We start from the raw sequence: 26,051 nt of genomic DNA on the forward strand, positions 1-26,051 counted from the left end.
CTATGACCAACATGGTAACGTATATTATCCTTTTATGATGAAAAGTATTATCATTATTACAATAATTATTTTAAGCCTTCATCTAACAAGTGAAAAGAACACCTTCTCAGGTAAGTATAAAATCATTGCTGAGACATATGGAGATTTAAATGCTGATGGAATCGATGAAAAAGTTTCAGTTCTAGAAACTATTGAAAAATTAGAGTCAGGAAATACAAGACTCATTCAAATTTATAGAAATATTAATGGAATGTGGATCTTGTGGCATTCATCAGAGAATGCAATTTTAAAATATCAGAAAGACATTATGATGAGTGATCCATTTGACGGAATTGAAATAGATCATGGTACTTTATTGATAGCTTTTTCTGGCGGCAGTAGTTGGAAATGGTCTTATACCGATAAATATAGATATCAAAATAATCAATTTGAGCTTATAGGTTATACCAGCGACTATTTTAAGCTTTGTGAATATTGGTTAACTGTGGATTATAATTTATCCACAGGAAAACTAATTACCACTAAAGAATTTGAAAAATGCGAGAATCAAGAACAAATCATCTATAAAACAGAAAATGAGATGTTCTTTAAATCAAATATTGACATTAATTTACAAAATAGAAATACAAAAGAAGTGACGATAATAACACCAAAATATAAAAGACAAATTTTCATATAAGTTGGTATCTAAAACAGAAACCCGACCTGCAAACGCAAATCGGGAATCCCAACTAACCAACCAAAAAGACTTTCCCCAAAGCCATCTAGAAATACTCATGCATCTTCCTAGACTTTACAATTTGAGAGGAAAGTGAATCATCATTCTGTTTTACTTATTTACTTACTTACTTATGAGTTGATGATTCTTTAACGATTATCAAATTTGTTCTACTTCTTTATAAGTGACTGGACCTAATTCATATCGTGCCTCTAATAATTCATTCTTAATAGGTTGAGCAACGTCAACTAATTTATTTTCTTTAAAAATTTGAGCTAGATGTAGTTGTGCTACAGGTTCAAATGTTTTATTCTGCACAAATTGCTTGTGATTTTCTAATGCAATTACAGGCATTTTATTAACCAGATATGCATATCCTAACAAATCATAAGTTTCTGGAGTGGCACGGTTTTCTACTTCGATAATCGCAAGTTCTAGACCAGATTTTTGCTGTGCTTCAGTACCTGCCAATAAATTTTCAATTCTATAGGTATTATACATACCTCTATATGCAGGCTTATTTGTTTCTTTTAAAAATGATTCCCTTAATTCAAGAGCTTTTTTCTCATCATTTTGATAAGATACATATTCTGAAAGAATGAGATTATAATCTGGAATATGATGACGAGATTGTAACTTGTTTATAATTTGTGTTGCTAATGCTGTATCATCATCATTAGAATATGCTATCCATGATATTCCTTTTAAAGCATAATCGTTTTGTGGATCTAACTCAAGTGTTTTCAAATAGTATTTGTAAGACAAAGCGAGATCTCCATGATGCCCATAATAATCTGCAATATTAGAATAACTCCATAACATGAGGTTTTCTGAACCACTTTCTTCAGCAAGTTCCATGGCCTTTTCCATTAATCTAATGGTATCGTCTAGATTGCCTTTATAATCGTTCCACTTTGCCGCTCTAATCAGATAATTATAATCATTTAAGTTTCTTAAAGTGTTTAATAATTCTTCTGCCTCAACATAATTCCCTAACTCCATAGCAATATCAAACTTGACTAGATGGTCTTGCTTTTCGTTTGCTACCTCGTTTTTCATTAAACTATCTGCTTCTTTAAAACGATGTTGTTTAATGTACATCTGTGCAAGTGATCTTCGCGCACTTTCTGGTTTTATCGCTGTTCTTTTAAGTACGTTTTCGCGCAAGCTTACAGCTTTTTCTAAATAGCTGATATCACCAGTTAGGTCATACAATTGATTATTTAATCCTGCTAATCGAGACATCTGTACAATACGAGTAGAGTCTTGCTCAATATCTAATTTTAGTGGAGCTGTTTTTGATTTTAATGTTGCGACTAGGGCATCTCTATCGCTATCAAGATAGGATTGAAAGTCGTTAATGTCTGTAATTATTGCTTGGTTTTGATCTGGTGCCGTGGCACAAGAAATAAGAAGCAATAAAGATAAAAGAGTGATGAGATTTTTCATGATTTGGGGTTGTTGTACTTAAAAATATAACTAGGCTTTAGGGAAGCCTAGTTATAAATTATAAATGATCTAGAACTGCGCTGCAGTTAGGTATGGAAACGTTGTAGAAGAAGTTCCTGCTTCTTGTGCAACATTATCTGAAACAAGATTAGGAGTACCGTTATTACCATCAAATCTTGCTCCTGTATTACCACCGAAAAGTAATATTAATGACACGTCGATAACATCATCTTCAATGGCACGACCTGTTAATGGCACACCAGCGGCACTAAAGTAAGAAGTAGGCGCATCTGGAGATACTTGTAGCACGTCTAAGGCAAGTGCTGTAGTTAAAGTAGGTAAATCCAATCCTAGAATATTATTTTCATAAGTTGCTCCATATGCATTATAATATGCTTCTATACGAGCTTGAAACGTAGGTTGAAACATGGCGATTCCATTTGCCGGAACTGTCACGTTAAACATATTTTCATCAGCTTCTGTAGGTGTAAAAACAGTATTGATTCCTGGACGACCCATTTGATCTTGTTGTGTAAAAGTTCCAGAAAAGTCTGTCGTTGCTGGGTTACCTCCTACTATATCATCATCATCACCACATGATACTGTAAGTGCAGCAACAGCGGTAAGAGCTATTAAATATTTAAATATTTTCATTTTTGTAAATTTTAAATTGTTAGTTTTTATCTTCTTTTAGTTTCTACCCATACATTATAAGCCACTGGCAAACCAGGACCATTAGGGGCAAGTAATTGATCAACGATGTGAGTAGGTGCTGTTCCTAACATACTATTAGGTACCTCAATAACTATTGCATTTACATTCAATGGCGCAAATGTGTTATTACCAGTAGTACCAAAACCAGTAGCTGGTGCCATACTAATCACATTATTGAAGGCTTCAAAATCAAAGAAGAATGCATCCTGTCTTAATCCAGCAAAATAATTAACGCCACCTACAGTAGTCATAGAACCTATGTCTACACTAGCAGCAAGCTCATTAGTATCAATCGTACTGTTAAGGCCAGTTGATGATGGTGCATAAGGACCAAAGAAGTACATCTTATCACCTTGACGCAATGCTTGAATTACTAAATCTTCTGTAACACCTGTGGTACCTGCATCGACACCAGTATTATCAATGTTAATTTCAATAAGAACATTCTCATCAAATTGAGCTGATGCATTTGCTGCAGGTAATGTCACAACAAATGTTGTCGAGTTAGCGTCTGCACCTTCAAAGGCGTAAAAATCTGCGATGTCTGCTGTTGTATTAGCCACAGCTGGTGCATCTAAGTGATCTGCTGCGATAAACGCTCCTACACATACTGCAAGTGCAAGGCTAGACCAAAGGGCAATTTTTTTCATGTTAATTGGGTTTTATAAATTGTTATATACCTTACCTACGCAGGATTACTAGATGCAGTTTTAATTCTATTGTTAAAACTCTCTTAATGTCTAAATAATCAACCCAATACATAAAAAAAGCGACTCACCTATTAGTGAGTCGCTTAAAATCAAATACTTAAAGTATCATTTATTTCTCTAGCCAGTTTTTAAAATCTTTTACTCGTTCTCTACTTACTATTAAGTCCATCTCCTTAAAAGAATTTATTTTGATCTTGAGGCGCGAGTTAGTATAAGATATCATATCATCTATTGCATTTACATTTATTATCGCTTGTCGAGATATGCGGAAAAACTGAGCTGGATCTAGTTCTTTCTCTATCGCTTCTAGTTTATCATCTATAAGGTAGTTGCGACCATTTTCTAAGTTTAGATAACTACCTTTATTCTCAGAATAAAAAAGTTGTACATCGTCTGTATTAAACAATTTAAGATGTTCACCTACTTTAGCAGTATATCGTTTCTTATAAACACGATCTACAGGATTACCTAACATTTTTGCTATTTCATTAAAATCTATATGCTGTTTTTTCTCGCTTTCGCGGAAGCGTACTTGAAATCGCTCTACTGCTGCTTTTAACTCATCCTCATCAATAGGTTTTAATAGATAATCAATACTGTTAAGCTTAAAAGCCTGTAATGCATACTCGTCATATGCTGTGGTAAAAATTATAGCACTATTGATGTCCACCTGATCAAATATTTCAAAAGACAGTCCATCACTTAATTGTATATCTAAGAAGATTAGATCTGGTGTAGGATTATTCAATAAATATTCTACTGACTCGTGTACAGAATGTAGCATCACCTCTGGTGTAATACCGATATCTGCTAACATGCGATTTAATCTTCTGGCAGACGGTTTTTCGTCTTCTATGATTATAGCTTTCATATTAATCTTCTTTATCTAAATATTCTTTAATCTTACGTTTTTCCCATTTTTTACTTACAAATGGGTTCCACTTAAAGACAATCATCCACTGGATAAAGATGCCCATTCCCCATGGTAAAACAAAGAAGTTAATAAAATAGTTCACACTAAAGTCAATGTATAGCACTACCGCAAGGAATATTAAATTCATCACCACAAAAATGATCAAGTGGTTATAAAGACCTTTAATATTTCTAACTTTTCTCTTTGCCTTTTCTAACTCGTCGCTCATCATTATTGTTTTTCTTGTTCCTCTATAAACTGTTTAAGTTTACGCTTTTCCCAATCTTCACTTGTAAATGGATTCCATTTAAAGACGACTAGTGCATGAATAAATAGTCCAATTCCCCAACCTAATAATGTAAAGGTTATAAAGAACCTTAAATCACCATTAAAATAAAGTACCGCTGCTAGAATTAACAAATGAATGATAATAAATACAATCAGGTGATCATAAAACCCTTTGATATCTTTGACACGTTTCTGGGCTTTTTCACGTGCTTCTTGCTCGTTAAATTTAGATTCCATAACTAGTTATTTAAACGTTCTTTTTCCATTAATTCCTGGATCTTGCGCTGTTCCCAATTCTTACCCGTAAATGGATTTGCACTGAATGTGCCTAGTGCGTGACCTAGTAGACCTATTCCCCATCCACCTAATGGAAATAAAAACCATGCATATTCCCATTCATTTTGATAATAATTGAGTGAAGCGATTCCTATATTAACTATGATATAGATTAATAAGTGGTTATAAAATGATCTAATCTCTTCAACTCGAGCCTTTGCTCTTGTGTAACGTTCTTGATATGTTTCTTCTTTTTTCATCTTAAAAGTTTTTATCGTTCATTAATTCTTCGATTTTACGGTCTTCCCAGCCTTTACCTAGAAACGCATTGTTTTCATAAGTGCGCAAGTATTGAAATACTAACCCTATACTCATACCTATCGCAGGGAATATCACCCATGGAAAGTCTGATGTAAAGTAATTGATAGCGGCTAGAAAAAGTAAAATACCTACTGTCTTAACAACATCATCGTAAAACTCTTTAATGCTGGCCACTCGTTCTTTTGCTTTGATTAATTTTATGTCTTCTACTGGTGTCATGTCTTCTATATTTGCGGTTAATACATCTTGTGATTTAATTAGAATAGGAATTTGTACTCTGAAAAACTGATCATCTTGTGCGATGCTCATTTTACGTTTAGTCAGTAATTGATACCTAGACGCTATGTTTTGTAGTCCTACACCACTACTAGTATTAGCTACTTGCTTTTTCTGTAAATTATTTTCAATAATCAATTGATTATTCTCTTCATAAATGCGCAACTTTAACGGTTTACTATCACTTACGACATTGTGCTTTACGGCATTCTCTAGCAGTAACTGTAAGGATAATGGTACTACCTTCATCTCTGGATTTGAGCTTTTTTGTGGAATATCTATTTCTATACTATCTTCAAATCGGGTTTTAAGTAAACCTACATAAGCCCTAGCAAAACTCAGTTCTTCATCTACAGTTACTAGTTCCTTATTACGTTGTTCTAGTACGTACCGATATACTTTAGAAAGCGATGTCGTAAATTTAGTAGCCGCTTTAGGGTTTTCTTCAATTAAAGAGACGAGCACATTTAAACTGTTAAATAAAAAGTGAGGATCTAACTGATTTTTTAAAGCGTCAAATTGTGCGGTTGCAGATCTTGCAATAACTTTTTGTTCATTTACTTTTTGAGTTTGAGACAATCTATAGAAGTAAATAGCATGATAGATAAGTGTCATCACTAGGGTAATAAATAACCCAAACAAATACCAATCTATAGACTGATTACTCACAAAGCTATCCCAGCTACCTCCATAGATGACCACATAAGTAAAAAAGTTAAGTATGGTTAATAAAACCATAGTAATGATTACTGATCCTGCTGCACCAAGAACAATACGTTTTAAAGTATGTTCTTTCCAAGAATACTTTTTGGTCATTAAATCAAACCACCATTGATTTCCCACTGTTAATACGATAGAAAACATAAAGTTTATACCAAAACCTTCTATTTCTTTTACGATGGTTAAAAAGCCACCTCTCATGTATGCATTAATTAAATTAATGACAATAGAGATAACTATACCTGCGATTATAAATTTTATGAATTTCTTAAATGACATACTTTCTGTTTGTAATTCTAAAAATACTTTATTCGTTTAGAACAGCACAAATATGAAGCAGTCTTCTCTTTATATAAAGTCATAATAACCCAATTGTAGAAAAACACAACTCAATTGTAAAAAATCACTCTTCGGCTATTATATTTAGCTTTTATAATACATTTCTTGCATGCCCATTTTTAATCTTTTCCGTAAAAAGTCACCAGCTCCATCCACAGATCATTGGGACGAAATACTATTAGAACATGTCAACTTTTATGAAAAACTCGAGCCTCGAGAACGATTGTTTTTTAAACTGCGCATGCAGGCTTTCTTAGATGAGATTGAGATTGAAACTATAGAAACAGAACCTACAGAGACAGATGCTTTATTAATAGCGGCAAGCGCAATCATTCCTGTTTTTCAATTTCCAGACTGGCATTATAGTAACTTAAAAACAGTTATTCTTTTACCAGAACATTTTAATGAAGATCTAGAATTTGAAGGTCATGGAAATGGTAGACGCATTTTTGGTATGGTAGGAACTGGTAAATGGAATCATAAAATGATACTTTCTAAAGAAGCACTTTACCATGGTTTTAAAAATGAAACCGATAAATTAAATACCGCTATACACGAGTTTGTACACCTTATTGATAAAATGGATGGTACTATTGATGGTATACCTCATGCTTTATTAGAACAATCATACGTCATACCTTGGATTAACTTAATGCATGAAGAAATGGAGCGCATTAATAAAGATAAATCAGATATACGTCATTATGGTGGTAGTAGTCAGATAGAGTTTTTTGCGGTTGCAGCAGAGTATTTTTTCTCGAGACCCAAATTAATGAAACGCAAACATCCAGACATCTATCAAATGTTGTCAAAATGTTTTACGCCAGATCAGGAATAATTAATAAATACCTAACATTATTAAATCAAGGCGATAGTAACTTGCCACAAAAATAGATTCATGCGTTTTATCATCACTTTCTTAGTATTTCTAGTAGCTTTTACTGCACAAGCAGACGATTGGGGAAAAACAGGTCATCGCGCTACTGGAGCGATTGCAGAGCAATACCTCAATAAAAAAGCTCGTAAAGCGATTGCCCAATTACTAGATGGAGAATCCCTTGCCTTAGTATCTACTTATGCAGACGATATTAAGAGCGATACGCTATATAGAGCCTATGGACCACAGCATTATGTAAATGTACCATTTGACAAAACGTATGACACACATCCACATAGTGAAAAAGGTGATATTATACAGGCCATTGATCACTGCATCGCTACCTTAAAGTCAGATACTGCCACTAAGGAAGAAAAAGCTTTCCAGCTGCGTCTATTAGTTCATTTTATAGGTGATCTACACCAGCCATTACACACAGGAATAAGTGAAGATAAAGGCGGCAACGATTTTCAAGTACGATGGTATAGAGATGGAACAAATTTGCATCGCGTCTGGGATTCTCAAATGATTGAAAGTTATGGGATGTCCTATAGTGAACTAGCGATGAATATGCCACAACTTTCCAAAAAAGAACGCAAAACTATGGCTAGTGGTACCCATAGAGACTGGTTAGAAGATAGTCGTATAGTAGTAAAAGACATTTATGCAAATACTACTGTAGGGCAAAAACTGGGTTACAGGTATATGTACGATTATTTTGATGTCCTTAAAGGACAATTGCAGAAAGGTGGAGTACGACTAGCGGCATTACTCAATGAAGTATTAGGATAGGATTTTAGTTTATGCTTTCGCGAAAGCGTAATTATTAAAATCTTATATATTTACTAAATGAATCTTACCTACGACAAAACCAGAGTTAACAACTTCACTGATGCCGTATTTGCTATAGCCATGACATTGCTTGTATTGGACCTCGCAGTTCCTAGTTATCAAGCGATACAAACCAAAACCTTTGCTTATAATATTTCCCAACTGATTCCTAACTTTATAGGATATACAGTTAGTTTTATTGTGATAGCCGTTTATTGGGTTAGTCACATGAATATTTCTAAGCATATTAAACATTATACTGCATCGGTACTATGGATCAATATCGTGATATTGTTTATGGTAGTATTAATGCCGTTTACAACAGCTTTCTATTGCAAGACATTTTATATAAACGAACCATTTATGGTGTATTCCGGAAATATAATAGCACTCTGCTTGTTCAAATATTTAATGGTATATAGGATTCAGAAAGATGGCTTATTAAATAATCCTAAAGAAAAAATCACCCTACAATGGGTCAAAACTCGAGATCTAGCAGAGAGTCTTATATGGATACTAGCGATAATCGTTTCCTTAAAGTTTGTAATCCTTTCTAGATTGTTACCTATCCTATTATTGCCTTTACTTAAATTTATTGACATAGTTTATAGCCGTAAAAGTACCCGACGTGGTAGACGCAATTCTCGCAAGAGTAAAAAATAAACTGTACGATGTAAAAAGCCTGTATCAGACGCTTTTTTAGTAAATTAGATTTATGAATAAAATTGAAATTCGTACCGTAGATGTAGTACGATATGTACAACCTTTAAGAGAAGGCGGCTCACTACCAGCCATCGTTAAAGCAGATGATGGCTTTCTCTATGTCATAAAATTCAGAGGTGCTGGACAAGGAAAAAAAGCTCTAATTTCTGAATTTATAGGTGGAGAAATGGCTCGCTCGATAGGTCTTAACGTACCTGAAATCGTGTTCATGAATCTAGACGACTCTTTCAGTAAAACAGAACCAGATGAAGAGATACAAGACCTACTTAAATTTAGCGTTGGTTTAAATTTAGGATTACATTTTTTAACTGGCTCTATAACTTACGATCCATTAGTAAGTGAAATAGATGCTCTTACGGCCTCAAAGGTGGTACTCCTGGATAGTATTATTAGTAATATAGACCGCACTGCAAAAAACACTAATTTATTGCACTGGAATAAAGAATTATGGATCATTGATAATGGCGCAAGCTTTTACTTTCATCATGACTGGAGCACCTGGGAAAATCATTTAACAAGAACTTTTCCATTAATTAAGGATCATGTTTTATTATCTAAAGCAACTAAACTAGAAGAAGCTGCTGCAATTATCAAAAAATCACTGAGTCTAGAGAAAATTACAGATATAATCTCAAGTATTCCCGCAGATTGGTTGACAAGTGAAACAGACGAGATGACTGGTCTAGAGATTAAAAATGCCTACACTTTATTTTTAAAGACGCGTTTATCTAAAATTGATGCACTTATTAAAGAAGCTATAGATGCAAGGTAGATTTACATTTGAATACGCTGTTATAAGAATAGTTCCTAGAGTTGAAAGAGATGAGTTCTTTAATGTAGGTGTAATTATGTTTTGCAAGCGCAAAAAATACGTAGGTATTAAATATCACATTGATTTAGATAAATTAAAAGCCTTTGATCCAGATGCCAACATTACAGTTTTTGAAGATTACCTTAAGGCGTGGAAATTAGTTTGTGATGGAAGTTTATCAGGTGGTAAAATAGGAGCTATGGAACTATCTGATCGTTTCAGATGGCTATCTGCTTGTAGGAGTACGATTATTCAAAGTTCTAAAACACATCCAGGTCTAACCGATGACCCTGAAAAAACATTAGAGGAATTATTTGAAGACTATGTACTTTAAAATCGTCTTATCTTATTCCTTATAGCGTGTTAGAATTGTTTTGCTCAAGAACCAATTTAGGTAGCATCGTATTTAAAAAAGATTCTAACAATATTACATCACACTTTATGAATTGGATTTTATTAGTCATTGCAGGTTTATTTGAAGTAGCTTTTGCTACCTGTTTAGGAAAGGCAAAAGAAAGTACAGGTATACAGACTACCTACTTGTATATAGGCTTTATAGTATGTCTATCTATAAGTATGATATTGCTAGTTAAAGTGACTAAAGAACTACCTATAGGTACCGCTTATGCCGTATGGACAGGAATAGGTGCTGTAGGAACAGTCTTATTAGGTATTATAGTCTTTAAAGAACCTGCTACTTTATGGAGATTATTCTTTATTTCAACATTAATAATATCTATTGTAGGTTTGAAAGTTGTCTCTAATTAAATGATTTCACGATAAAAAAACCTCAACGACAATATGAATTGTCATTGAGGTTTTAAAACTGATGATTTCTCAACTTTTATTTAAAGAAATGTATGAACGACTTCTCCAAATTAATATGAGCTGGTTGAGGAAACTCTGCATGCACAATAATAGCGTTCTCATGATGCTGCTCTAGTTCACTCAATACTTTTCTATTTAATAACAAGATGGTAGAATTACCATGATGATCCATTTTATCTAAAATAGTTTTTCCGTTAAACTCACATATCCAATGAGTCTCAGACATATTCTCTTCATAGAAAACTTCAATTGTAGGCACTTGATAGTAGTTGTGTTCACCTATATCCTTAAGATCAAAAACTAGACGTAGTAATCCGCTTTCTAAATTCACCACATCCTTTTCAAAACCCATCGCAGCAAATGATAGCTTACCACCACTTAAACCTTTAAGTTTTACTTTAATTTCTCCTTGATTGATTTCTACGTTATTCATGTTATTAGTTTTTGTTATTCATTCAAAATTAAATAACAGCTACCTTAATTAACATGATATTTGTCATCCTATAAATGAGGTTTTATAGATGATCTTTTAGTATTACCTGACAAATAGCTGGACAGTATTCACCGCACTTGCATTAGCCGGTATACCACCATTCCATTGATTAACACTACCTATAGAATAATACCAACTACCTGAATTAACAGAACCATCTATGTATGTGTTACCACCTGATAATTCTAATCCACCCCAATTACTGTTAGTCATACTAACGCTTATAGGATTATAACCAGAAACAGGTCTAATTCCCGAAGCACTACTTCTAGGATCAAGAGTTTGAGACCAATGATTTGTTAAACCTAAAGTCGGGTAATGTAACCTGAACTCATAATCTGATCCACTTATAAGCTCATCAAGTTTGCTTAAAATAGAATATTTATTAGTCGTTAAACCAGGTGAAGCAATGTTGAATTCATTGGCTTCCGTGTTGTTTGCCCAGTAACCACCAGCGGTATTATGATTAAATACCAGTGTCCATCCACCACCATCATTTGTCATATCACAATAGCAATCATAAGCAGGATTAACACCAGCACCATCTGGATCTATCGTGTAAACTCCATCTGTAGTAGAACCTGCGTTATAATAAGCTAGACAATTAGGCTGAACTGTGGTTATATTAATGCTAGTAAGACAGGTATCTCCTCTACCCGTGAAGGTTATTGTAAAATCATCTGTTTGTTGAAGGATAGGTGTTCCTGAACCAGTAAGAGTGATTGTATTAACACCTATATGAGTAAACACACCAGAACTCGTAAAACTATAACCATTTACAGTATTGGTATTGATGGTGTAGGATTCAATTACATTAACAATAACATCAATGGTTATTGTATTGCTCGCGTTTAAAGGATTACCAGCTACATATGTACCGTTTACAGATGTAGATGAACAGACTAATGCATTTACCGGTGTCTCACTTAAACAACCAGACCACGACGTACCCTTATAATATTGAAAACAATCACTATCTAGATTATAGATAAAAAGACCTTCGGCAGGAGTTGTGATGGCATCTCTTTCTGTTGTGGTCATTCTGGGAAACAATACACCATGAGTGGTCGATTCTATATCTAAAATAGACGACGGTTCTGGTAAAATGGTCCCTATACCTACTTGAGAAGAAGCCAATAAATGATTTAAAATAAAAAGAACTGTAACGCAATAAAATTTGAGCATCTTTTTTAAGATAAAATATGAGCAATATTTAAGACTCAAATATAGTGTTTACCAAGTAAGTACGTAAAAATTCCCACAAAAATCTCTAGAAATTACAAACATTGTAGAATTCAAAATGATAGTGCTATATCTTTAATAATTAGACCACTATATTAAGTTTTGATTATTAATTCAATAGTGAACGACCTTCATTTATCCTTAGCAAAAACCTTTAAGATTTAATTCTAGAAACTCAACTGTACCTTATCCAACTTAATCTCACTTAACAATTCAAGCTTACCGTCCATAAAAAGTTGATCCATTTGTGATAAATCAGGATCTTGAATAGCTTCTTTATAATTATTATAATCTTGGATTGTTACTCCTTTTATGTTCCTGCGGTTAACGCTTTCGCGAAAGCGATATCCACAATCTTCTTCACAATAAGAATATGCCAGATAATCTACAAAAAAAGTGTCTTTATGAATCCAGTATATGAATTCATCCTCATGATCCTCACCACCACCATTAGGGTCAAAAGTCACCTTAATTTTATAATAAGGTTCATTTTTAATAATCTTATCTCCTACTAACTCTTTGTAAACGGCTTTACCGTCTAGACTGTATGGTAATTGCGCAAAATATATAACGCTATTTACACTACTTGCATAACCAGCCATGATTGAATCTGCAACCTTCTGAGGTACTCCATTTATGGTACGTTGACTAGATTGATTATCAAGTATATCTACAACCATTATACTATCTTTTGCACGCGTTCTGGTAAACTTAAACAAGCCATTATCACGTAAGGCTTGATAATTAACACCCCTAAAATCGAATTCCATCGTAGATTGTTCTAATAAATGACCACCATGAGCATTTATAGCTTTATCAATAATTTGATTTGCATTTAATGAAGGTGAGTTACTACATGATTGTAGTAAAATTGTGGAAATACAAAGAAATGTGAATAGGATTTTTTTCATTTCACAAATATATAACGATGACTTAGGACCATTAAATTATATTTGCCAATGTTATATGAAATTTAAGAACAACATAGAAATTAAAAATCGCAAAGCGCGATTTGAGTTTGAAATACTAGATAAGTATATGGCTGGTATCGTTTTGGGCGGTACTGAAATAAAAGCTATACGTTTAGGTAAGGCTAGTATAGCCGAGGCGTTTTGTGAATTTACAAACGGCGAACTCTTTATAATTAACATGACAGTACAAGAATATTCTCATGCTACTTATTTTAATCATAAGCCTAAACAAGCTCGCAAGCTACTATTGAACCGTAAAGAGCTTAAAAAATTAGAAAAAGATGTCAATTCTAGTGGTAATACGATTATACCACTTAAGTTATTTATCAATGATAAAGGACTTGCTAAAATGGACATCGCTCTTGCAAAAGGTAAAAAGCTTCACGATAAAAGAGAGACTATCAAAGATCGTGATAATAAGAAACGCCTGGATCAAATTAAGAAAGCTTATAAATAAATTTTAGCAACTCATGGTTGCTATAAATTAGAGAATAGATAATTATAAATTTATGAAGACTATAAGCTTCTAAATATTTAGTTAAAACCAGTTACGAAAACGTTGTAGAAGTATTACTTTTGCAGCCAAATAAAACCCACAAAAACCCATTCAATGAGTAGCTTAGATACTTATGAAAAAGAGCTCGCCTTTCAAACTGACAGGCGTCGCGCAGCAGTTGCATTTATTAAAGCCGTAAGCGATTTATGGTATGATAAGTCTATAGAGCTGGTGCTTTTTAGAAATCAATTGATTGATCGTAACGTGAGTGAGATCATCAACCTGCATGAGTATGCTGGTGAGTTTGTTCAAAAGCCTATTTCGGTTTTTGATAGTGTAGAAATTGCTCAGGCTATTCTACAATTGGACATGCCTCCTGCAAAACTAGACATAGGTAAATTAACTTATGAGTACCATCTAGAAGATAATGATTATCAAAATGCTACAGCATTTGTAGCAAGTAAGTTAGGTGATGCACAACAGGCTAATGATATTAAGCCAAAGGATGTGGTATTATATGGTTTTGGTAGAATAGGTCGTTTATTAGCTCGAGAGTTAATGACAAAAGCCGGAAAAGGAAGCCAGTTAAGATTAAGAGCTATCGTTACTCGTGGTAAAATCGATGAAACTGTTCTTGAAAAACGCGCATCATTGCTTGCTCAAGATTCTGTACATGGTGATTTTTCTGGAACGGTAAGTTATGATGTAGCAAATGAATCATTAATCATTAATGGTACCACTGTTAAAATGATTAGTGCAAATGCACCTGAGGATATCGATTACACATCTTACGGAATTAATGATGCCTTAATTATAGATAATACTGGCGCTTTTAGAGATGATGAAGCTCTTGCTCGTCATTTAAAAGCTAAAGGTGCTCATAAAGTTTTACTTACTGCACCTGGAAAAGGGATTCCTAATATCGTGCATGGTGTTAACCAGTTAGAAAATGATCCAGACCAAATAGATATTTTTTCTGCTGCTAGTTGTACCACTAATGCGATCACTCCAGTATTAAAGGCTGTCGAAGACACCTTTGGTGTTGTTAAAGGACACTTAGAGACTATACACGCTTATACTAATGATCAAAATCTAGTAGATAACATGCACAGTAAGTACCGTCGTGGTCGTGCTGCTGCTTTAAACATGGTGATCACAGAGACTGGTGCTGGTAAAGCAGTAAGTAAAGCGCTACCATCTTTTGAAGGTAAGTTAACTTCTAACGCGATACGTGTACCTGTTCCTAATGGTTCTCTTGCTATTTTAAATCTAGAACTAGAAACTACTACTAGTAAAGAAGGTATCAATCAAATAATGAAAAAATATGCACTAGAAGGTGACCTTGTAGAGCAAATTAAGTACTCAATTGATAATGAATTAGTGTCCAGCGATATTGTTGGATCTAACGCTCCATCTATATTTGATTCAAATGCGACTATTGTAAGCGCAGATGGTAAAAATGTGGTTCTGTATGTATGGTATGATAATGAATATGGATATAGTCATCAAGTAATAAGACTTGCAAAATACATAGCTAAGGTTAGACGATTCACGTACTACTAGGATTGTATATTATAAAACTAAAAAGCCATCTCAATTGAGATGGCTTTTTTATTGAATAAATAATAATCTAACAAATAATATTAAGTCACTACACATCAATTAACTATGTCAATAATATGTTTTTAAAAATCTAGAGTTTAAGCAATTTAGAAGCTTGTGTATAACCACCTTGATCACCGTCTAAAAAATGTACATGATAATCATCTATAGCGGTTACATAGCAAGAAAGTACACTAGTATTACTTACATAATAACCATATCGCAGTAAGTTTTTATCCTGCATGGCTTGTAGTTCAAAGAGTAATAACTCTCGCTGTTTTGCAGTTCCCGATATGACAGTATTTATCGTACCGTCCACCATTAAAGATTCCGTTAACTCTGGTAATTCTCTTAAATAATTACGTCCTTTTTCATTAGTTTTCAAATACCATCGAGCGATAAAAGAACGTATAGCACTCGTAAATACTTCTACCCATTTAAGCTCTGAAAATTTCATCAAAACCTCATTTTTGAGCTGTCCTAGGCTATTGATCATAATTAACTTTTCGATGGTAATAGGATGTCTCTTCTTAACATCACCGTATATAAATTCCATTTTAGTTAAAACCTCACTGTAAACAGTACTTTGTAAAGCAGTGGTTTGCGCTTTTATGATAAGCGTTAGTATTTCATTAGAGTCTACGGGCGGCGCTATTTTATCCCATTTACATTCCATACCTTTTAAATTAAGATTATATGGAATATTTGTTAACCCAATCTTTCGGCTTTTAGACTTTACTTCATCCTCAGCCATTTGCAAGGCATCACCTAAAACGACAGGTATAATATGCAAATCATTCAATTTCACCTTTGTAATTTTTAAAGTAGCCCCTTTTTTATACATGTCACCTACCTTACAAGAATCGACTCTTAAGAAGAAATCAAAATTAGATTGACAGTTTTCTTGATGTAGGATAAGTGCATGTAAACACTCCTTGAGAATAATATCAGGTACTATAATCGTCGCGCCATCACCACCAAAAAAAAATGGAATCATTACATCATTATCTCGAGCAATATTAAGACACGCTACTATACTACCTGTTGCGGCTAGATTAACAAGTTGATGATTTCCAGCACTAACGGCAGCTGTAGAATTCTGCACATCGGTAACAATGATATTCCAGTCATCAGGTACGTCCTCAAATAAAGAAGGCTCTAGCAATACCTCTTGAATTGGTATATGCTGGATGAATAGATCACGATAAAAATCATTATTTGTCATATTCAAACTTACATTTATTAATCATGCGAGACAATAGCCTAATAAACCTCAATTACTTACTAAACTCAGATTATTACAGCAGAAATAGACTACATTTATACCATATTAAATTGAGTTATGAAGATCATTTTTACATTACTATTATTATTTTTCAATCTTATCCTCTCACAAGGACAAGAAATAAAAAAAATCTCTACTGGTGGCTATCACTATCAATTAGGTGATGATTTTCTTAACATATCTGATTTAGATAGAGTTTTGGAATCTAATGAAGAGGCCCATCGATTGTTGTACGATGCTAGACAATATAGAGGCATATCTCAAATATTAGGATTTGCTGGTGGTGCATTAATAGGATATCAACTAGGAAACTTAATTGCTGGAAAAGATTTTGATAATGTACAAGGATTTCTCGGTGCTGGATTAATTGCGATCGCTATCCCTATCAATATTAGGCAGACTAGGAAAATAGAAACTGCTGTAGATCTTTACAATTCAGGTCTCAATCCTTCTAGTGAACCATCTGCTCAACTTTCCTTTATTTCAACAGGTACTTCTATAGGATTATCATTACGCTTTTAATTATTGAATAACTACTTTATAATTAACTATTTCTTATTCTAGGAAGCGCAGAAACAACCGTATTTTTGCCTAAAATCCCCTAGAATGAAAAAGCTAATCACTTTTATTACGATTGCTATATTTGGTATCGCTTTCGCGAAAGCGCAAGTAGTCATCAATGAGCTAGACTCAGATACGCCTAGTACAAACGATAGGCAGTTTGTAGAACTCAAATCTGACGTTCCATTCTTTTCTCTCAACGGTTATGTACTCGTATTTTTTAACGGCTCTACAACTTCTTCCACAGGAATGGGAAGAAGTTATTATACCGTAGACCTAGATGGTCTTACTACAGATGATAATGGACTAGTAGTGTTAGGAAGCTCACTCGTTTCTCCTGTGCCAGATCGTTATCTAGCAGAAAGTAACATTCAATTAGGAGCTGATGCTGTAGCTATTTATGCAGGAAATGATACCGACTGGCCAGATCAAACCTTTGCTTCTCAAACCAACCTTATCAGTGCATTAATTTATGATACCGATGATGCTGATAATGTGCCATTAATGACTCTTCTAGGCATTAATGATCAATATAACGAGAATGAGAATGGAAATAAAACCACTGAATCTGTTCAACGTAAAGCAGATGGGACATATGAGACCAAAGCGCCTACTCCACATTCTTTAAATGATGCGACTGTATCTACTTATACAGGTATAGGATTTACAGTAGCTCCTTTACCTATCACAGAAGGCTCTAATTTTGATATCACTTTTACTTTATCACAACCACAAACAACCGACTTTGTTTTAAATTATACGATTGATCTTGGCACATTCGATAGTACGGACTATACAGGTCCTTCTCAAGTAATTTTTACTGCTGGACAAACTAGTGTCGTTGCTAGTTATACGATAATAGACGATACCATTGACGAAGGTGATGAGGAATTAAGTGTCAATCTAGATAATAATGTTCCTGTAGGTTTTAAAAGATTGAAAGACAATGAGCGCCATCTAGTTGTTGATAATGATTTTCAAGTAGCTGCTTATGGTACTCCACTAGCACCTACCTATGGAATTGTTAACAGCACGGCACCAGCAAATTATTACGACTCTCTCGATGGGTTAGCTAGTCCACAATTAGAAAATGCAATAACTAGCATCATAGCAGAAGAATTTGTAGTACGCATTCATACTTATGATGATATCGTTCAAATCATGAAAGAATCTGATCAGTCACCATTAAATTCTAATCAAGTATGGTTAATGTATACTGAACAACAACGATCTAAAGCAGACTACCAAACAGGTAGCAATAGTACAGGAAAATGGAATCGTGAGCACATCTATCCACGATCACGAGGTGGCTTTTATGAAATCGAATATGATGAAACCATTGATGGAATGGCTGTATGGACTGATACTAACGTAGATAGCTTGAGACACGGGCAAAGTGATGCACATCATTTAAGAGCTACGGATGGTGGTGAGAATAGTTCAAGAGGTAATAAAGATTATCCAGAATATGATGGACCTAATGGCACTCAAGGTTCGTGGCATGGAGACGTAGCGCGAGCCATATTTTACATGACCTTGCGTTATAACAATATTGATGTTGTCAATGGTAACCCTAGTAACTCTACAGTAGGACAGTTAGGTGATCTTGCGACATTATTACAATGGCATAGAAATGATCCGCCAGATGATTTTGAAATGAATCGTAACAATGTAATCTACACATGGCAAATCAATCGTAATCCATTTATCGATAATCCAGAATTAGTGGAATACATCTGGGGAAATCAGGTAGGACAAAACTTTACATTATCTAATGAGAGTACTGAATTGACAACAGTGAAACTATTCCCTAACCCTAGCGAAAATAACTTTCATATTTCTGGGATAGAACAAGACACTCAGGTAATTATTTATGACCAATTAGGAAGAATTACTATTAAAAAAGATATTGATCAAAACACAACCTTTGAACACGACTTACCTATAGGTTTATATATAGTGAAAGTTCAAACGGAAAATGCGTCACAAAGTTTGAAGTTGATTGTAAAATAAGAATGATTAAAAGGTCTGATATTTTAAAAGAAGCCCATTTAATGCTTTGTAGTATTTTAACAGGTAGATTACAATCGATCTTTTTATTTGCCTTGGTTCTCTTTATAATTCCTTTTGTACTTTTTATCACAGCACCTATAATTGATTATAAAATTATCATAGGTAGCATTCTATGTATCCTATTTGGGCTATGGTTAGTTCGTTCTAGATTAAGAGACTATAAAGAAGAATATCGTAGACAAGACTTAAAGAAAGAACAACGTAAAAAAGGACTGCGAAATTGACTTAAAAAATCACATTCTACCTTTCTTGGTTAGATTAAAATAAAAAAAGCCTGTTTAGCATTCACTAAACAGGCTTTTTTATATTAATGATATGATTACCACTTACGACCTTTAAAGCCGCCACGGTTACCACCACTATCATTACCGCCAGAAGAAGAATCACTTCTACGACGACTATTTCTATTACCTGAACCGCTATTATCAGAATCAGAACGTCTTCCTCTATGGCTACTGCCTCCAGAGTTACTGCGTCCTTTATAGCCGCCACCACCGTTAGAATCACGACGTCCTTTAAAACCGCCACCACTGCGACCACCACGACCACCACGTTCACGAGCTGGTTCTTTTACAACACCTTTATGCTCATTAACTCTTAGATCATGTCCGTTACGTTGTTTACCATCTAATGTCAGTATTTGTGGCGCTACATCTTCTGCTACATCCATATAAGAATGTGTTTTATCCATAACGATACGACCTATTTGAGCGCCAGATATACCTGTGGTATCACATACATATCCTAGTAAAGCTCCTTTATTGATATCATCTTTAAGACCTAAATTGATAAAGTAAGTCTTCATACCTTCTTCAGTACCACGACTTGTACGTTTACCGCGCTCGCGTCTTGGACTATCATCTCTATCGCGTCCTTTAGAACGATCATTAAGATCAGAAATAGAATTACGCTTGTAAATAGAGTTGTATTCTTTAGTCAATAACTTTGCTATCAACTCTTCTTTAGTTACATCGGCAAAGCTTTCTTGAACTGCTGTCAGTAAGTCCTCACCTATCTTCTCATTGATTTCTTGCTTGATCATGTTATCTGACCAGCGAGCAATACGTTTTTGAGTAATAGCTTCTAGAGCAGGCACTTCACCTTGTGTGAATTCAATACCCAATTTACTAGCAATAAATTTTAACTTACGATTATCACCACGAGTGATTAAAGCAATTGAAACACCTTTTTTACCAGCACGAGCAGTACGACCAGAACGGTGCGTATAAAATTCAGGATCATCTGGTAAAGCAAAGTGTATCACGTGAGTAATATCATCTACATCGATACCACGTGCTGCAACATCTGTTGCAATAAGTAGTTTAAGATTCTTATTACGAAAACGTTTCATCGCAGCATCGCGCTGCGCTTGAGACATGTCACCATGTAAAGCCTCTGTTGCATAACCATTGTTGTTCAACTGATCTGCTACGTTTTGAGTATCACGCTTTGTACGACAAAATACAACACCAAACATATCCTGATCATAATCTAAGAAACGTCTTAACGCCTCAATTTTATCAGATGCTTTTAATTGTATCGATTGGTGTTCAATATTTTTATTTACAATGTTTTTAGGATTAATACGCACCTCTTCAGGCTGGACCATATAGGTATCCACTATGCGCTTAATTTCACGAGCCATTGTTGCAGAGAATAACCAGATATTTCTACCAGTATCACTCTTTGAGAGAATAAAATCGATATCCTCTTTAAAACCCATATTAAGCATCTCATCGGCTTCATCCAGTACCATGTACTTTAAAGCGTCGAGTTTTACTTCACGGCGTTTCATTAAATCCATTAGACGACCTGGTGTAGCCACAATAATTTGTGCGCCACGACGTATGTCTCTAATTTGATTCATAATATTTGCTCCACCAAAAACGGGAACAACATTCAATTTACCTAGGTGTTTTGACATTTGTTCCATTTGCCCACAAATCTGTTGAGCAAGTTCGCGAGTAGGTGCCAGAATAAGGGCTTGTACTTCACGTGAATTAACATCTATAAGATCCAATAAGGGTAAACCGAAAGCAGCAGTTTTTCCCGTACCGGTTTGAGCAAGACCTATAAAGTCTCCGTCATGCTTCAATAAAATGGGAATAGACTGTTGCTGAATCTCTGTTGGGTTTTCAAAACCCATGTCAGCGAGGCCGTCTAATAACGGCTGTGAGAGTCCTAAGACTTCAAAATTTTTCAAATAACTTCTTTTAAATATTTTGCAAAAATACAAATTAAAAGCTCTACTTGCTAATTAATAATCAACTGATTATCAAATCAGTTATAGTCAAGGCTTAGCTTTTTGAGGCAAATGCATCTCGTGTTTGTTGCACCATATCAATACCGGTGTCATAATTTGCTTGAAATTGCTCATATAGCGTGATAATTTCATCAGTATCTTGTACTGCCTTGGCCCTATTTTCAATTTCCTGTAATAACATCGTTTCCATTTCCATATCTAACAACCGATAACTAGACTTTATCTTGTGGGCTATTTCACCAGCATTTTCATAGTCTTTTGTCTCAATTTGCTTCTTAAGTAGTTGGTAATCTACTGGAACTTCATGCAAGAAAATATCTAGTATTTGTACAAACGTTTCAACATCATCGCCAAAGTTATCTTTAAGCGTCTCTAATTCTAAAATTTCACTCATTTCATATAATTATTTTAACCCAACCAGCCATCTCTATCTAGGCTGCGGTATTGTATAGCTTCTGCAATATGTGTACCTGTGATCTCTGCGCTACCTTCTAGGTCTGCAATAGTTCTTGATACTTTCAAAATTCGATCATAGGCTCTTGCACTCAAGTTCAATCGTTCCATCGCGTTCTTCAGTAACTCCTTACTCGCATCATCTAGAATACAGTATTTCCTAATATCCTTTACACTCATTTGAGCATTGTAGTGTGTTTTCTCGCTTTCGCGAAAGCGTGCTGTTTGAATATCTCTAGCCGCAGTCACTCGCTTTCTAATAACATTTGATTTTTCTGCAAGTCGTTCTTCCGTTAATTTTTCAAATGGTACTGGTGTAACTTCAATATGAATATCAATACGATCGAGTAACGGTCCAGATACCTTACTAAGATAACGTTGCATCTCTGCTGGACTACTTTGCACAGGTGCATCTGGATCATTAAAATATCCGCCAGGACTTGGATTCATACTCGCTACTAACATAAAACTAGATGGATAAGTAACCGTGAATTTTGCACGAGAAATAGTGACCTCACGGTCTTCAAGAGGTTGTCGCATCACTTCTAGTACAGTACGTTTAAACTCAGGCAATTCATCTAAAAAGAGAACACCATTATGTGATAATGAAATTTCACCAGGTTGTGGATATGCTCCACCACCAACGAAGGCAACGTCAGTGTGTGTTATATTTGTGGGGGTGTTCATATATTGCTTCAAAGAATATCTGGCTGTTCAATATTTCCGCTCGCACCCATTATCATATATGCTCTATTAATAGCCTGTGAAGCTTGTTCTAGTTTTCTATCTCTTGGATGTTTTCGACCTGCATTTGTAATGTCTTTTCGTAATTCTTTAATTTGACTTTTCTTCTCTTCATAATTCGTTACCCACCTTTGAATAAAATAATACCTACCCCTACAATGAATATGATAAATATATGGTTCGTTATCACCAATTCTTGAAATAAGTTCTTCCGCTAATTCATCTGCGGTTCTCTTATATTCCAGCGCATAAGAATATGGTATATCAGATGTACTCAATTTATAAAAAAGATTACATTTTGCATTCTGTATAAAATCTGAGTTTGGAGAAAGAGACTCTGCTTGATGTATGTAATTTTCTGCCAATTTTAAATCTCCACTGTGACCTTCCATTTCAAGCGATGCATATTGCAACCAAAAATGCGGTTCATATTCAAAATAACTCTTTAAAGAATCATAAACTTCTCTTGCTGATTCCATGTCCTCTTTAAATCGTAAGAATATTTTTTTATGATTAATTAATGACTTGTATAGATTAAATTTTCTCGTATATGATGATGTGTTCACCAATTCTGGGGCTAAAACGGATAAAACTCTTATATAGGCATCTTTTAGCATCATTAAGCTTGCGCAATGCGAGATAATATAATCAGCTAAAATGCGATGTCTGACCATGATTTTATCTCTTTTTTCTCCTAAGTAGGAGAAAGTTCCTTCTAGTGTATTGTTGAGGTAATCTAACGCTTCATTATGACTTACAGATGAGAAACCAACAAAATCTTGTTTAGTATTATAAAATCCAAGTTCGGTGTTCAATGCTACACATACGCAAAGAGTTTTGGCTTCATGAGAGTGAATACAGTTAAATTCATCTTTGATTATTTCATCAAATGGCAAACCGTTAGTTACTTCTTTCATTGCCACTAATATCTGTTTTTTTGCTTTATTTTTGAACTCGTTGATTCTTTGAGTAGTAGACATTCCTTTTAATCTGCTTAACAAATTAAATTCGTCTAATTTGTCAATTAAAAGAGGTATTTCTGCCATGTCTAGGTTTGGTACTCTAAAGTGCGTATGGTTTATTATGTTTGGGTCTATGATTGAATTAATACGGTTTATTTGATTACTTCTTACAGAAAGTATAAGAATAGGTGGGTGTTCGAGTTGTGCAAACTGAGGAATTAGTTTATTAACATAACCTAACATTAAAGATGCATTATCAAAAATTAATACTACTTGCTCTTTTATAGAATCTAAAACATCAAATATTTGATGAGATTTAGGCATAATATCGGAGTCAGATATGAAGACAGTTACACCGTTTCTTGAAAGATTTAAACCTAATCTTTTAATAATTGTGGACTTGCCTGAGCCAGCCGTACCGCTGAGCGTTATTATTTTCTGTAAAGAATTTTCTTCAACGTTTTTTAGACTGTCCATGACTTCGCTGTAAATGGGAGTTGTAATGGTTCTTGGAATATCCATATTCAGATGAATGTCATTCCAAGTAGGGTTTGAACCTTGCAAGTACATTGACCTTTCTCTTTTAGGTCTATATTCGGTAGGAACACGCTTGAAGCTGCTAGAGAACTGATAAATTGACTTTTTTGAAACAGAAGAATCAATAAAATCCGTTATATCAAGTAAACTCGGGAAGGTGGTTCTTAAGATATCTTGTCGAGTCGGTAATTCACGCTGAATAGATTTTAACCAGTTTAAAAACTCTTCTCCTTTAGCTTCGATATGATGAACATTATATGAGTTTTTCAGCAATGCAGCTTTTACAGGAGATAATTTAGGAGTAATTAAAAATGATTTAGGTCTAGACTCACCGTATCCATCTTTGTTTTCTCTAGCTTCAATGTATCTTTCAAAAATAGGTTCATTTAAATCTGTACCTATGAAAATAGTTGGTCTAGTTGCATAATCATAAACAAATTGACTGTATAACGGTTGATTAGTTAATCCTGCTTTGGCATATTGTTTTGCTGAAAATATAACATCTTCGGGGTTACAAGGTAGTTTACCATGAAGATGAATCACACTAGTCCTTTCTAGGGATTGGTCTCTTTCTTTGAATTCATCAAAAGGGTAGATAACCTCATTAATCTTTTTATTTTGCCTTAGAAATATCTTTTGAATTACATCATCAATATTTATAGAATAAATTTTGTGCCAATAAGGTATGGTAACACTATTATAATAATCAGGAATTTCATTGCTTAGTAATGTATTGTTCAAAAAATCAACTTTTGACGAACGTTTTACGCCTATATCAACAAAATGCTGATACATTAATGATAGAGACGTTCCATCATATTCCTGCTCAAATCCTAAGAATGACCATAATTTTTCTCCAAGCTCCCATCCAGTTGGAAAATTTTCTCCTAGACGATTTGTGGAGTCCAAGGAGAAACCAGCGCCTAGGAATAATATAACATCGTTTCTTCCCAGTAATCTAATTAAATATTTCTCATCTTGTTCGCTAAACATACCTTTTCTTATTTAGAATTTAAGAGTTAAAAATAGACCTTATACATTACTCATAAATAAATTCATCAAGCTATTTTAGAATAAAATATTTTGGTTTATCCACTTTAAATGAAAATGCGTTTTAAAATGTACTACCTTAATTGTTAAATTAACTTTTCCTCACCTATTTTTAGCAATACAACTTAAAATATTTATCATGAGAGTAAATTATAAGCTAGTGACATTGTCAAAAGAAGCAAGTTTTCGAGAGTTAGAAAAATCCATAAATAATCATATCACAGATGGATGGCAACCATTGTGGGGAGTTTCAATATATGATTCAGGTATGGCACAAGCAATGGTAAAATATAAATCTATTTAGTTTGGAAAATTTTGATGAACTGGTCGAAATTGTAAATCGGATTAAACAAATTATCAATGAAATTCACCAGAGAAGATGATTCAAAATTGATTGAAATAACAAAAATAAATGCACTAATTACCTTAACAGCTGTAAAGGTTGAAAAGATGCAGAATGATAACGAGCCATTTAATCAGGTATAGGAAAAAATGGAAGAAAAGCTAACAGACACGATTTCTAAC

General features: G+C 34.2%; 29 protein-coding genes and 1 pseudogene. 14 read left to right on the plus strand and 16 right to left on the minus strand.

Annotated features, from left to right (window positions below; all coding sequences use genetic code 11):
• The first annotated feature begins 37 nt into the window (after nucleotides 1-37).
• On the plus strand, nucleotides 38-679 hold the full coding sequence (locus tag IL45_RS04455) for a hypothetical protein (RefSeq protein WP_146128651.1): 642 nt from the start codon (nucleotides 38-40) through the stop codon (nucleotides 677-679).
• A gap of 198 nt (nucleotides 680-877) precedes the next feature.
• Here IL45_RS04455 and IL45_RS04460 read toward each other — a convergent pair whose 3' ends face one another.
• The 8 genes from IL45_RS04460 to IL45_RS04495 all read right to left on the minus strand — a co-directional run bounded on the left by IL45_RS04460 (nucleotide 878) and on the right by IL45_RS04495 (nucleotide 6,664).
• Nucleotides 878-2,167, minus strand: a complete 1,290-nt coding sequence (locus IL45_RS04460; RefSeq protein ID WP_036580842.1) for a tetratricopeptide repeat protein — start codon at nucleotides 2,165-2,167, stop codon at nucleotides 878-880.
• Nucleotides 2,168-2,236: 69 nt separating this feature from the next.
• A complete protein-coding gene (locus tag IL45_RS04465) occupies nucleotides 2,237-2,821 on the minus strand; it encodes a DUF4331 family protein (protein WP_036580845.1) in 585 nt (194 codons plus the stop codon).
• Between the two features lie 26 nt (nucleotides 2,822-2,847).
• Nucleotides 2,848-3,531 (minus strand): DUF4331 family protein, encoded by a 684-nt coding sequence (locus IL45_RS04470; protein WP_036580848.1) that lies wholly within the window; start codon nucleotides 3,529-3,531, stop codon nucleotides 2,848-2,850.
• A 169-nt stretch (nucleotides 3,532-3,700) separates the two neighbouring features.
• Complete coding sequence (locus tag IL45_RS04475; protein WP_036580850.1) at nucleotides 3,701-4,462, minus strand: LytR/AlgR family response regulator transcription factor; 762 nt, start codon at nucleotides 4,460-4,462, stop codon at nucleotides 3,701-3,703.
• A 1-nt stretch (nucleotide 4,463) separates the two neighbouring features.
• Complete coding sequence (locus tag IL45_RS04480; protein WP_036582023.1) at nucleotides 4,464-4,733, minus strand: 2TM domain-containing protein; 270 nt, start codon at nucleotides 4,731-4,733, stop codon at nucleotides 4,464-4,466.
• 2 nt (nucleotides 4,734-4,735) lie between these two features.
• The gene (locus IL45_RS04485) at nucleotides 4,736-5,029 is read right to left on the minus strand and encodes a 2TM domain-containing protein (RefSeq protein WP_036580851.1); all 294 of its coding nucleotides are present in this window, start codon (nucleotides 5,027-5,029) and stop codon (nucleotides 4,736-4,738) included.
• Between the two features lie 2 nt (nucleotides 5,030-5,031).
• Nucleotides 5,032-5,328 (minus strand): 2TM domain-containing protein, encoded by a 297-nt coding sequence (locus tag IL45_RS04490; RefSeq protein WP_036580854.1) that lies wholly within the window; start codon nucleotides 5,326-5,328, stop codon nucleotides 5,032-5,034.
• A gap of 1 nt (nucleotide 5,329) precedes the next feature.
• Nucleotides 5,330-6,664 (minus strand): histidine kinase, encoded by a 1,335-nt coding sequence (locus tag IL45_RS04495; RefSeq protein WP_036580857.1) that lies wholly within the window; start codon nucleotides 6,662-6,664, stop codon nucleotides 5,330-5,332.
• A 169-nt stretch (nucleotides 6,665-6,833) separates the two neighbouring features.
• Between IL45_RS04495 and IL45_RS04500 the strand changes: the two genes are divergently transcribed.
• The 6 genes from IL45_RS04500 (at nucleotide 6,834) to IL45_RS04525 (ending at nucleotide 10,734) form a co-directional block, all read left to right on the plus strand.
• Nucleotides 6,834-7,562: a M90 family metallopeptidase gene (locus tag IL45_RS04500; RefSeq protein WP_051788648.1), complete on the plus strand. Its 729-nt coding sequence runs from the start codon at nucleotides 6,834-6,836 to the stop codon at nucleotides 7,560-7,562.
• A 60-nt stretch (nucleotides 7,563-7,622) separates the two neighbouring features.
• Nucleotides 7,623-8,393: a S1/P1 nuclease gene (locus tag IL45_RS04505; protein WP_036580861.1), complete on the plus strand. Its 771-nt coding sequence runs from the start codon at nucleotides 7,623-7,625 to the stop codon at nucleotides 8,391-8,393.
• Between the two features lie 57 nt (nucleotides 8,394-8,450).
• Nucleotides 8,451-9,095, plus strand: a complete 645-nt coding sequence (locus IL45_RS04510; protein ID WP_036580862.1) for a TMEM175 family protein — start codon at nucleotides 8,451-8,453, stop codon at nucleotides 9,093-9,095.
• Between the two features lie 52 nt (nucleotides 9,096-9,147).
• A complete protein-coding gene (locus IL45_RS04515; protein WP_036580863.1) occupies nucleotides 9,148-9,927 on the plus strand; it encodes a HipA family kinase in 780 nt (259 codons plus the stop codon).
• Nucleotides 9,917-10,300, plus strand: a complete 384-nt coding sequence (locus IL45_RS04520; RefSeq protein ID WP_036580865.1) for a DUF3037 domain-containing protein — start codon at nucleotides 9,917-9,919, stop codon at nucleotides 10,298-10,300. Before IL45_RS04515 ends, IL45_RS04520 begins: the two co-directional genes overlap by 11 nt.
• 107 nt (nucleotides 10,301-10,407) lie before the next feature.
• Nucleotides 10,408-10,734 carry a DMT family transporter gene (locus IL45_RS04525; protein ID WP_036580868.1) on the plus strand — a complete coding sequence of 109 codons (327 nt, stop codon included), beginning with the start codon at nucleotides 10,408-10,410 and terminating at the stop codon, nucleotides 10,732-10,734.
• Nucleotides 10,735-10,810: 76 nt separating this feature from the next.
• Here the strand turns inward: IL45_RS04525 and IL45_RS04530 are convergent, their stop codons facing one another.
• From IL45_RS04530 to IL45_RS04540, 3 genes are all read right to left on the minus strand, one after another.
• Nucleotides 10,811-11,227: a hypothetical protein gene (locus tag IL45_RS04530; RefSeq protein WP_036580871.1), complete on the minus strand. Its 417-nt coding sequence runs from the start codon at nucleotides 11,225-11,227 to the stop codon at nucleotides 10,811-10,813.
• A gap of 102 nt (nucleotides 11,228-11,329) precedes the next feature.
• The gene (locus IL45_RS14710) at nucleotides 11,330-12,472 is read right to left on the minus strand and encodes a fibrinogen-like YCDxxxxGGGW domain-containing protein (RefSeq protein WP_051788649.1); all 1,143 of its coding nucleotides are present in this window, start codon (nucleotides 12,470-12,472) and stop codon (nucleotides 11,330-11,332) included.
• A gap of 224 nt (nucleotides 12,473-12,696) precedes the next feature.
• Nucleotides 12,697-13,440, minus strand: coding sequence for a DUF6503 family protein (locus IL45_RS04540; protein ID WP_036580874.1), 744 nt, complete (start codon nucleotides 13,438-13,440; stop codon nucleotides 12,697-12,699).
• 55 nt (nucleotides 13,441-13,495) lie between these two features.
• Between IL45_RS04540 and smpB the strand changes: the two genes are divergently transcribed.
• Nucleotides 13,496-13,957: an SsrA-binding protein SmpB gene (smpB, locus tag IL45_RS04545; RefSeq protein ID WP_036580877.1), complete on the plus strand. Its 462-nt coding sequence runs from the start codon at nucleotides 13,496-13,498 to the stop codon at nucleotides 13,955-13,957.
• A gap of 153 nt (nucleotides 13,958-14,110) precedes the next feature.
• A complete protein-coding gene (locus tag IL45_RS04550) occupies nucleotides 14,111-15,559 on the plus strand; it encodes a glyceraldehyde-3-phosphate dehydrogenase (RefSeq protein ID WP_036580880.1) in 1,449 nt (482 codons plus the stop codon).
• Between the two features lie 130 nt (nucleotides 15,560-15,689).
• On the opposite strand, the gene IL45_RS04555 is transcribed toward IL45_RS04550, so the two are convergent.
• Nucleotides 15,690-16,823, minus strand: a complete 1,134-nt coding sequence (locus IL45_RS04555; protein WP_036580882.1) for a DUF3095 family protein — start codon at nucleotides 16,821-16,823, stop codon at nucleotides 15,690-15,692.
• 117 nt (nucleotides 16,824-16,940) lie between these two features.
• Between IL45_RS04555 and IL45_RS04560 the strand changes: the two genes are divergently transcribed.
• The 3 genes from IL45_RS04560 (at nucleotide 16,941) to IL45_RS04570 (ending at nucleotide 19,741) form a co-directional block, all read left to right on the plus strand.
• Nucleotides 16,941-17,405, plus strand: a complete 465-nt coding sequence (locus tag IL45_RS04560; RefSeq protein WP_036580884.1) for a hypothetical protein — start codon at nucleotides 16,941-16,943, stop codon at nucleotides 17,403-17,405.
• A gap of 84 nt (nucleotides 17,406-17,489) precedes the next feature.
• Nucleotides 17,490-19,457, plus strand: a complete 1,968-nt coding sequence (locus IL45_RS04565; RefSeq protein ID WP_036580887.1) for an endonuclease — start codon at nucleotides 17,490-17,492, stop codon at nucleotides 19,455-19,457.
• A 2-nt stretch (nucleotides 19,458-19,459) separates the two neighbouring features.
• Nucleotides 19,460-19,741: a hypothetical protein gene (locus IL45_RS04570; protein ID WP_036580889.1), complete on the plus strand. Its 282-nt coding sequence runs from the start codon at nucleotides 19,460-19,462 to the stop codon at nucleotides 19,739-19,741.
• Nucleotides 19,742-19,836: 95 nt separating this feature from the next.
• On the opposite strand, the gene IL45_RS04575 is transcribed toward IL45_RS04570, so the two are convergent.
• The 4 genes and pseudogenes from IL45_RS04575 to IL45_RS04590 all read right to left on the minus strand — a co-directional run bounded on the left by IL45_RS04575 (nucleotide 19,837) and on the right by IL45_RS04590 (nucleotide 25,469).
• Complete coding sequence (locus IL45_RS04575) at nucleotides 19,837-21,720, minus strand: DEAD/DEAH box helicase (RefSeq protein ID WP_036580891.1); 1,884 nt, start codon at nucleotides 21,718-21,720, stop codon at nucleotides 19,837-19,839.
• A 94-nt stretch (nucleotides 21,721-21,814) separates the two neighbouring features.
• Nucleotides 21,815-22,174, minus strand: a complete 360-nt coding sequence (locus tag IL45_RS04580) for an Hpt domain-containing protein (protein WP_051788650.1) — start codon at nucleotides 22,172-22,174, stop codon at nucleotides 21,815-21,817.
• A 14-nt stretch (nucleotides 22,175-22,188) separates the two neighbouring features.
• A pseudogene (locus tag IL45_RS04585) lies at nucleotides 22,189-22,899 on the minus strand (YifB family Mg chelatase-like AAA ATPase); the annotation flags it as partial.
• Nucleotides 22,900-22,928: 29 nt separating this feature from the next.
• Nucleotides 22,929-25,469: a P-loop NTPase gene (locus IL45_RS04590; protein WP_036580894.1), complete on the minus strand. Its 2,541-nt coding sequence runs from the start codon at nucleotides 25,467-25,469 to the stop codon at nucleotides 22,929-22,931.
• Between the two features lie 196 nt (nucleotides 25,470-25,665).
• Between IL45_RS04590 and IL45_RS15105 the strand changes: the two genes are divergently transcribed.
• Nucleotides 25,666-25,830: a hypothetical protein gene (locus IL45_RS15105; RefSeq protein ID WP_160165385.1), complete on the plus strand. Its 165-nt coding sequence runs from the start codon at nucleotides 25,666-25,668 to the stop codon at nucleotides 25,828-25,830.
• 56 nt (nucleotides 25,831-25,886) lie between these two features.
• Entirely contained in the window at nucleotides 25,887-26,012 is a 126-nt protein-coding gene (locus IL45_RS15325; protein WP_262496347.1) for a hypothetical protein, read from the plus strand.
• The last annotated feature ends 39 nt before the right edge of the window (nucleotides 26,013-26,051 follow it).

The organism is Nonlabens ulvanivorans, assembly GCF_000732625.1.
GTDB classification, from domain to species: Bacteria; Bacteroidota; Bacteroidia; order Flavobacteriales; family Flavobacteriaceae; genus Nonlabens; species Nonlabens ulvanivorans.

Bases quoted from the DNA above. Each gene is read 5' to 3' on its own strand.
- IL45_RS04505 (WP_036580861.1), top strand. From the start codon at position 7,623: ATGCGTTTTATCATCACTTTCTTAGTATTTCTAGTAGCTTTTACTGCA.
- IL45_RS04550 (WP_036580880.1), top strand. From the start codon at position 14,111: ATGAGTAGCTTAGATACTTATGAAAAAGAGCTCGCCTTTCAAACTGAC.
- IL45_RS04495 (WP_036580857.1), bottom strand. From the start codon at position 6,664: ATGTCATTTAAGAAATTCATAAAATTTATAATCGCAGGTATAGTTATC.
- IL45_RS15105 (WP_160165385.1), top strand. From the start codon at position 25,666: ATGAGAGTAAATTATAAGCTAGTGACATTGTCAAAAGAAGCAAGTTTT.
- IL45_RS04475 (WP_036580850.1), bottom strand. From the start codon at position 4,462: ATGAAAGCTATAATCATAGAAGACGAAAAACCGTCTGCCAGAAGATTA.
- IL45_RS04480 (WP_036582023.1), bottom strand. From the start codon at position 4,733: ATGAGCGACGAGTTAGAAAAGGCAAAGAGAAAAGTTAGAAATATTAAA.
- smpB (WP_036580877.1), top strand. From the start codon at position 13,496: ATGAAATTTAAGAACAACATAGAAATTAAAAATCGCAAAGCGCGATTT.
- IL45_RS04465 (WP_036580845.1), bottom strand. From the start codon at position 2,821: ATGAAAATATTTAAATATTTAATAGCTCTTACCGCTGTTGCTGCACTT.
- IL45_RS04560 (WP_036580884.1), top strand. From the start codon at position 16,941: ATGAAGATCATTTTTACATTACTATTATTATTTTTCAATCTTATCCTC.
- IL45_RS15325 (WP_262496347.1), top strand. From the start codon at position 25,887: ATGAAATTCACCAGAGAAGATGATTCAAAATTGATTGAAATAACAAAA.
- IL45_RS14710 (WP_051788649.1), bottom strand. From the start codon at position 12,472: ATGCTCAAATTTTATTGCGTTACAGTTCTTTTTATTTTAAATCATTTA.
- IL45_RS04455 (WP_146128651.1), top strand. From the start codon at position 38: ATGAAAAGTATTATCATTATTACAATAATTATTTTAAGCCTTCATCTA.
- IL45_RS04570 (WP_036580889.1), top strand. From the start codon at position 19,460: ATGATTAAAAGGTCTGATATTTTAAAAGAAGCCCATTTAATGCTTTGT.
- IL45_RS04500 (WP_051788648.1), top strand. From the start codon at position 6,834: ATGCCCATTTTTAATCTTTTCCGTAAAAAGTCACCAGCTCCATCCACA.
- IL45_RS04490 (WP_036580854.1), bottom strand. From the start codon at position 5,328: ATGAAAAAAGAAGAAACATATCAAGAACGTTACACAAGAGCAAAGGCT.
- IL45_RS04590 (WP_036580894.1), bottom strand. From the start codon at position 25,469: ATGTTTAGCGAACAAGATGAGAAATATTTAATTAGATTACTGGGAAGA.
- IL45_RS04485 (WP_036580851.1), bottom strand. From the start codon at position 5,029: ATGGAATCTAAATTTAACGAGCAAGAAGCACGTGAAAAAGCCCAGAAA.
- IL45_RS04555 (WP_036580882.1), bottom strand. From the start codon at position 16,823: ATGACAAATAATGATTTTTATCGTGATCTATTCATCCAGCATATACCA.
- IL45_RS04470 (WP_036580848.1), bottom strand. From the start codon at position 3,531: ATGAAAAAAATTGCCCTTTGGTCTAGCCTTGCACTTGCAGTATGTGTA.
- IL45_RS04520 (WP_036580865.1), top strand. From the start codon at position 9,917: ATGCAAGGTAGATTTACATTTGAATACGCTGTTATAAGAATAGTTCCT.
- IL45_RS04565 (WP_036580887.1), top strand. From the start codon at position 17,490: ATGAAAAAGCTAATCACTTTTATTACGATTGCTATATTTGGTATCGCT.
- IL45_RS04525 (WP_036580868.1), top strand. From the start codon at position 10,408: ATGAATTGGATTTTATTAGTCATTGCAGGTTTATTTGAAGTAGCTTTT.
- IL45_RS04515 (WP_036580863.1), top strand. From the start codon at position 9,148: ATGAATAAAATTGAAATTCGTACCGTAGATGTAGTACGATATGTACAA.
- IL45_RS04580 (WP_051788650.1), bottom strand. From the start codon at position 22,174: ATGAGTGAAATTTTAGAATTAGAGACGCTTAAAGATAACTTTGGCGAT.
- IL45_RS04460 (WP_036580842.1), bottom strand. From the start codon at position 2,167: ATGAAAAATCTCATCACTCTTTTATCTTTATTGCTTCTTATTTCTTGT.
- IL45_RS04510 (WP_036580862.1), top strand. From the start codon at position 8,451: ATGAATCTTACCTACGACAAAACCAGAGTTAACAACTTCACTGATGCC.
- IL45_RS04540 (WP_036580874.1), bottom strand. From the start codon at position 13,440: ATGAAAAAAATCCTATTCACATTTCTTTGTATTTCCACAATTTTACTA.
- IL45_RS04530 (WP_036580871.1), bottom strand. From the start codon at position 11,227: ATGAATAACGTAGAAATCAATCAAGGAGAAATTAAAGTAAAACTTAAA.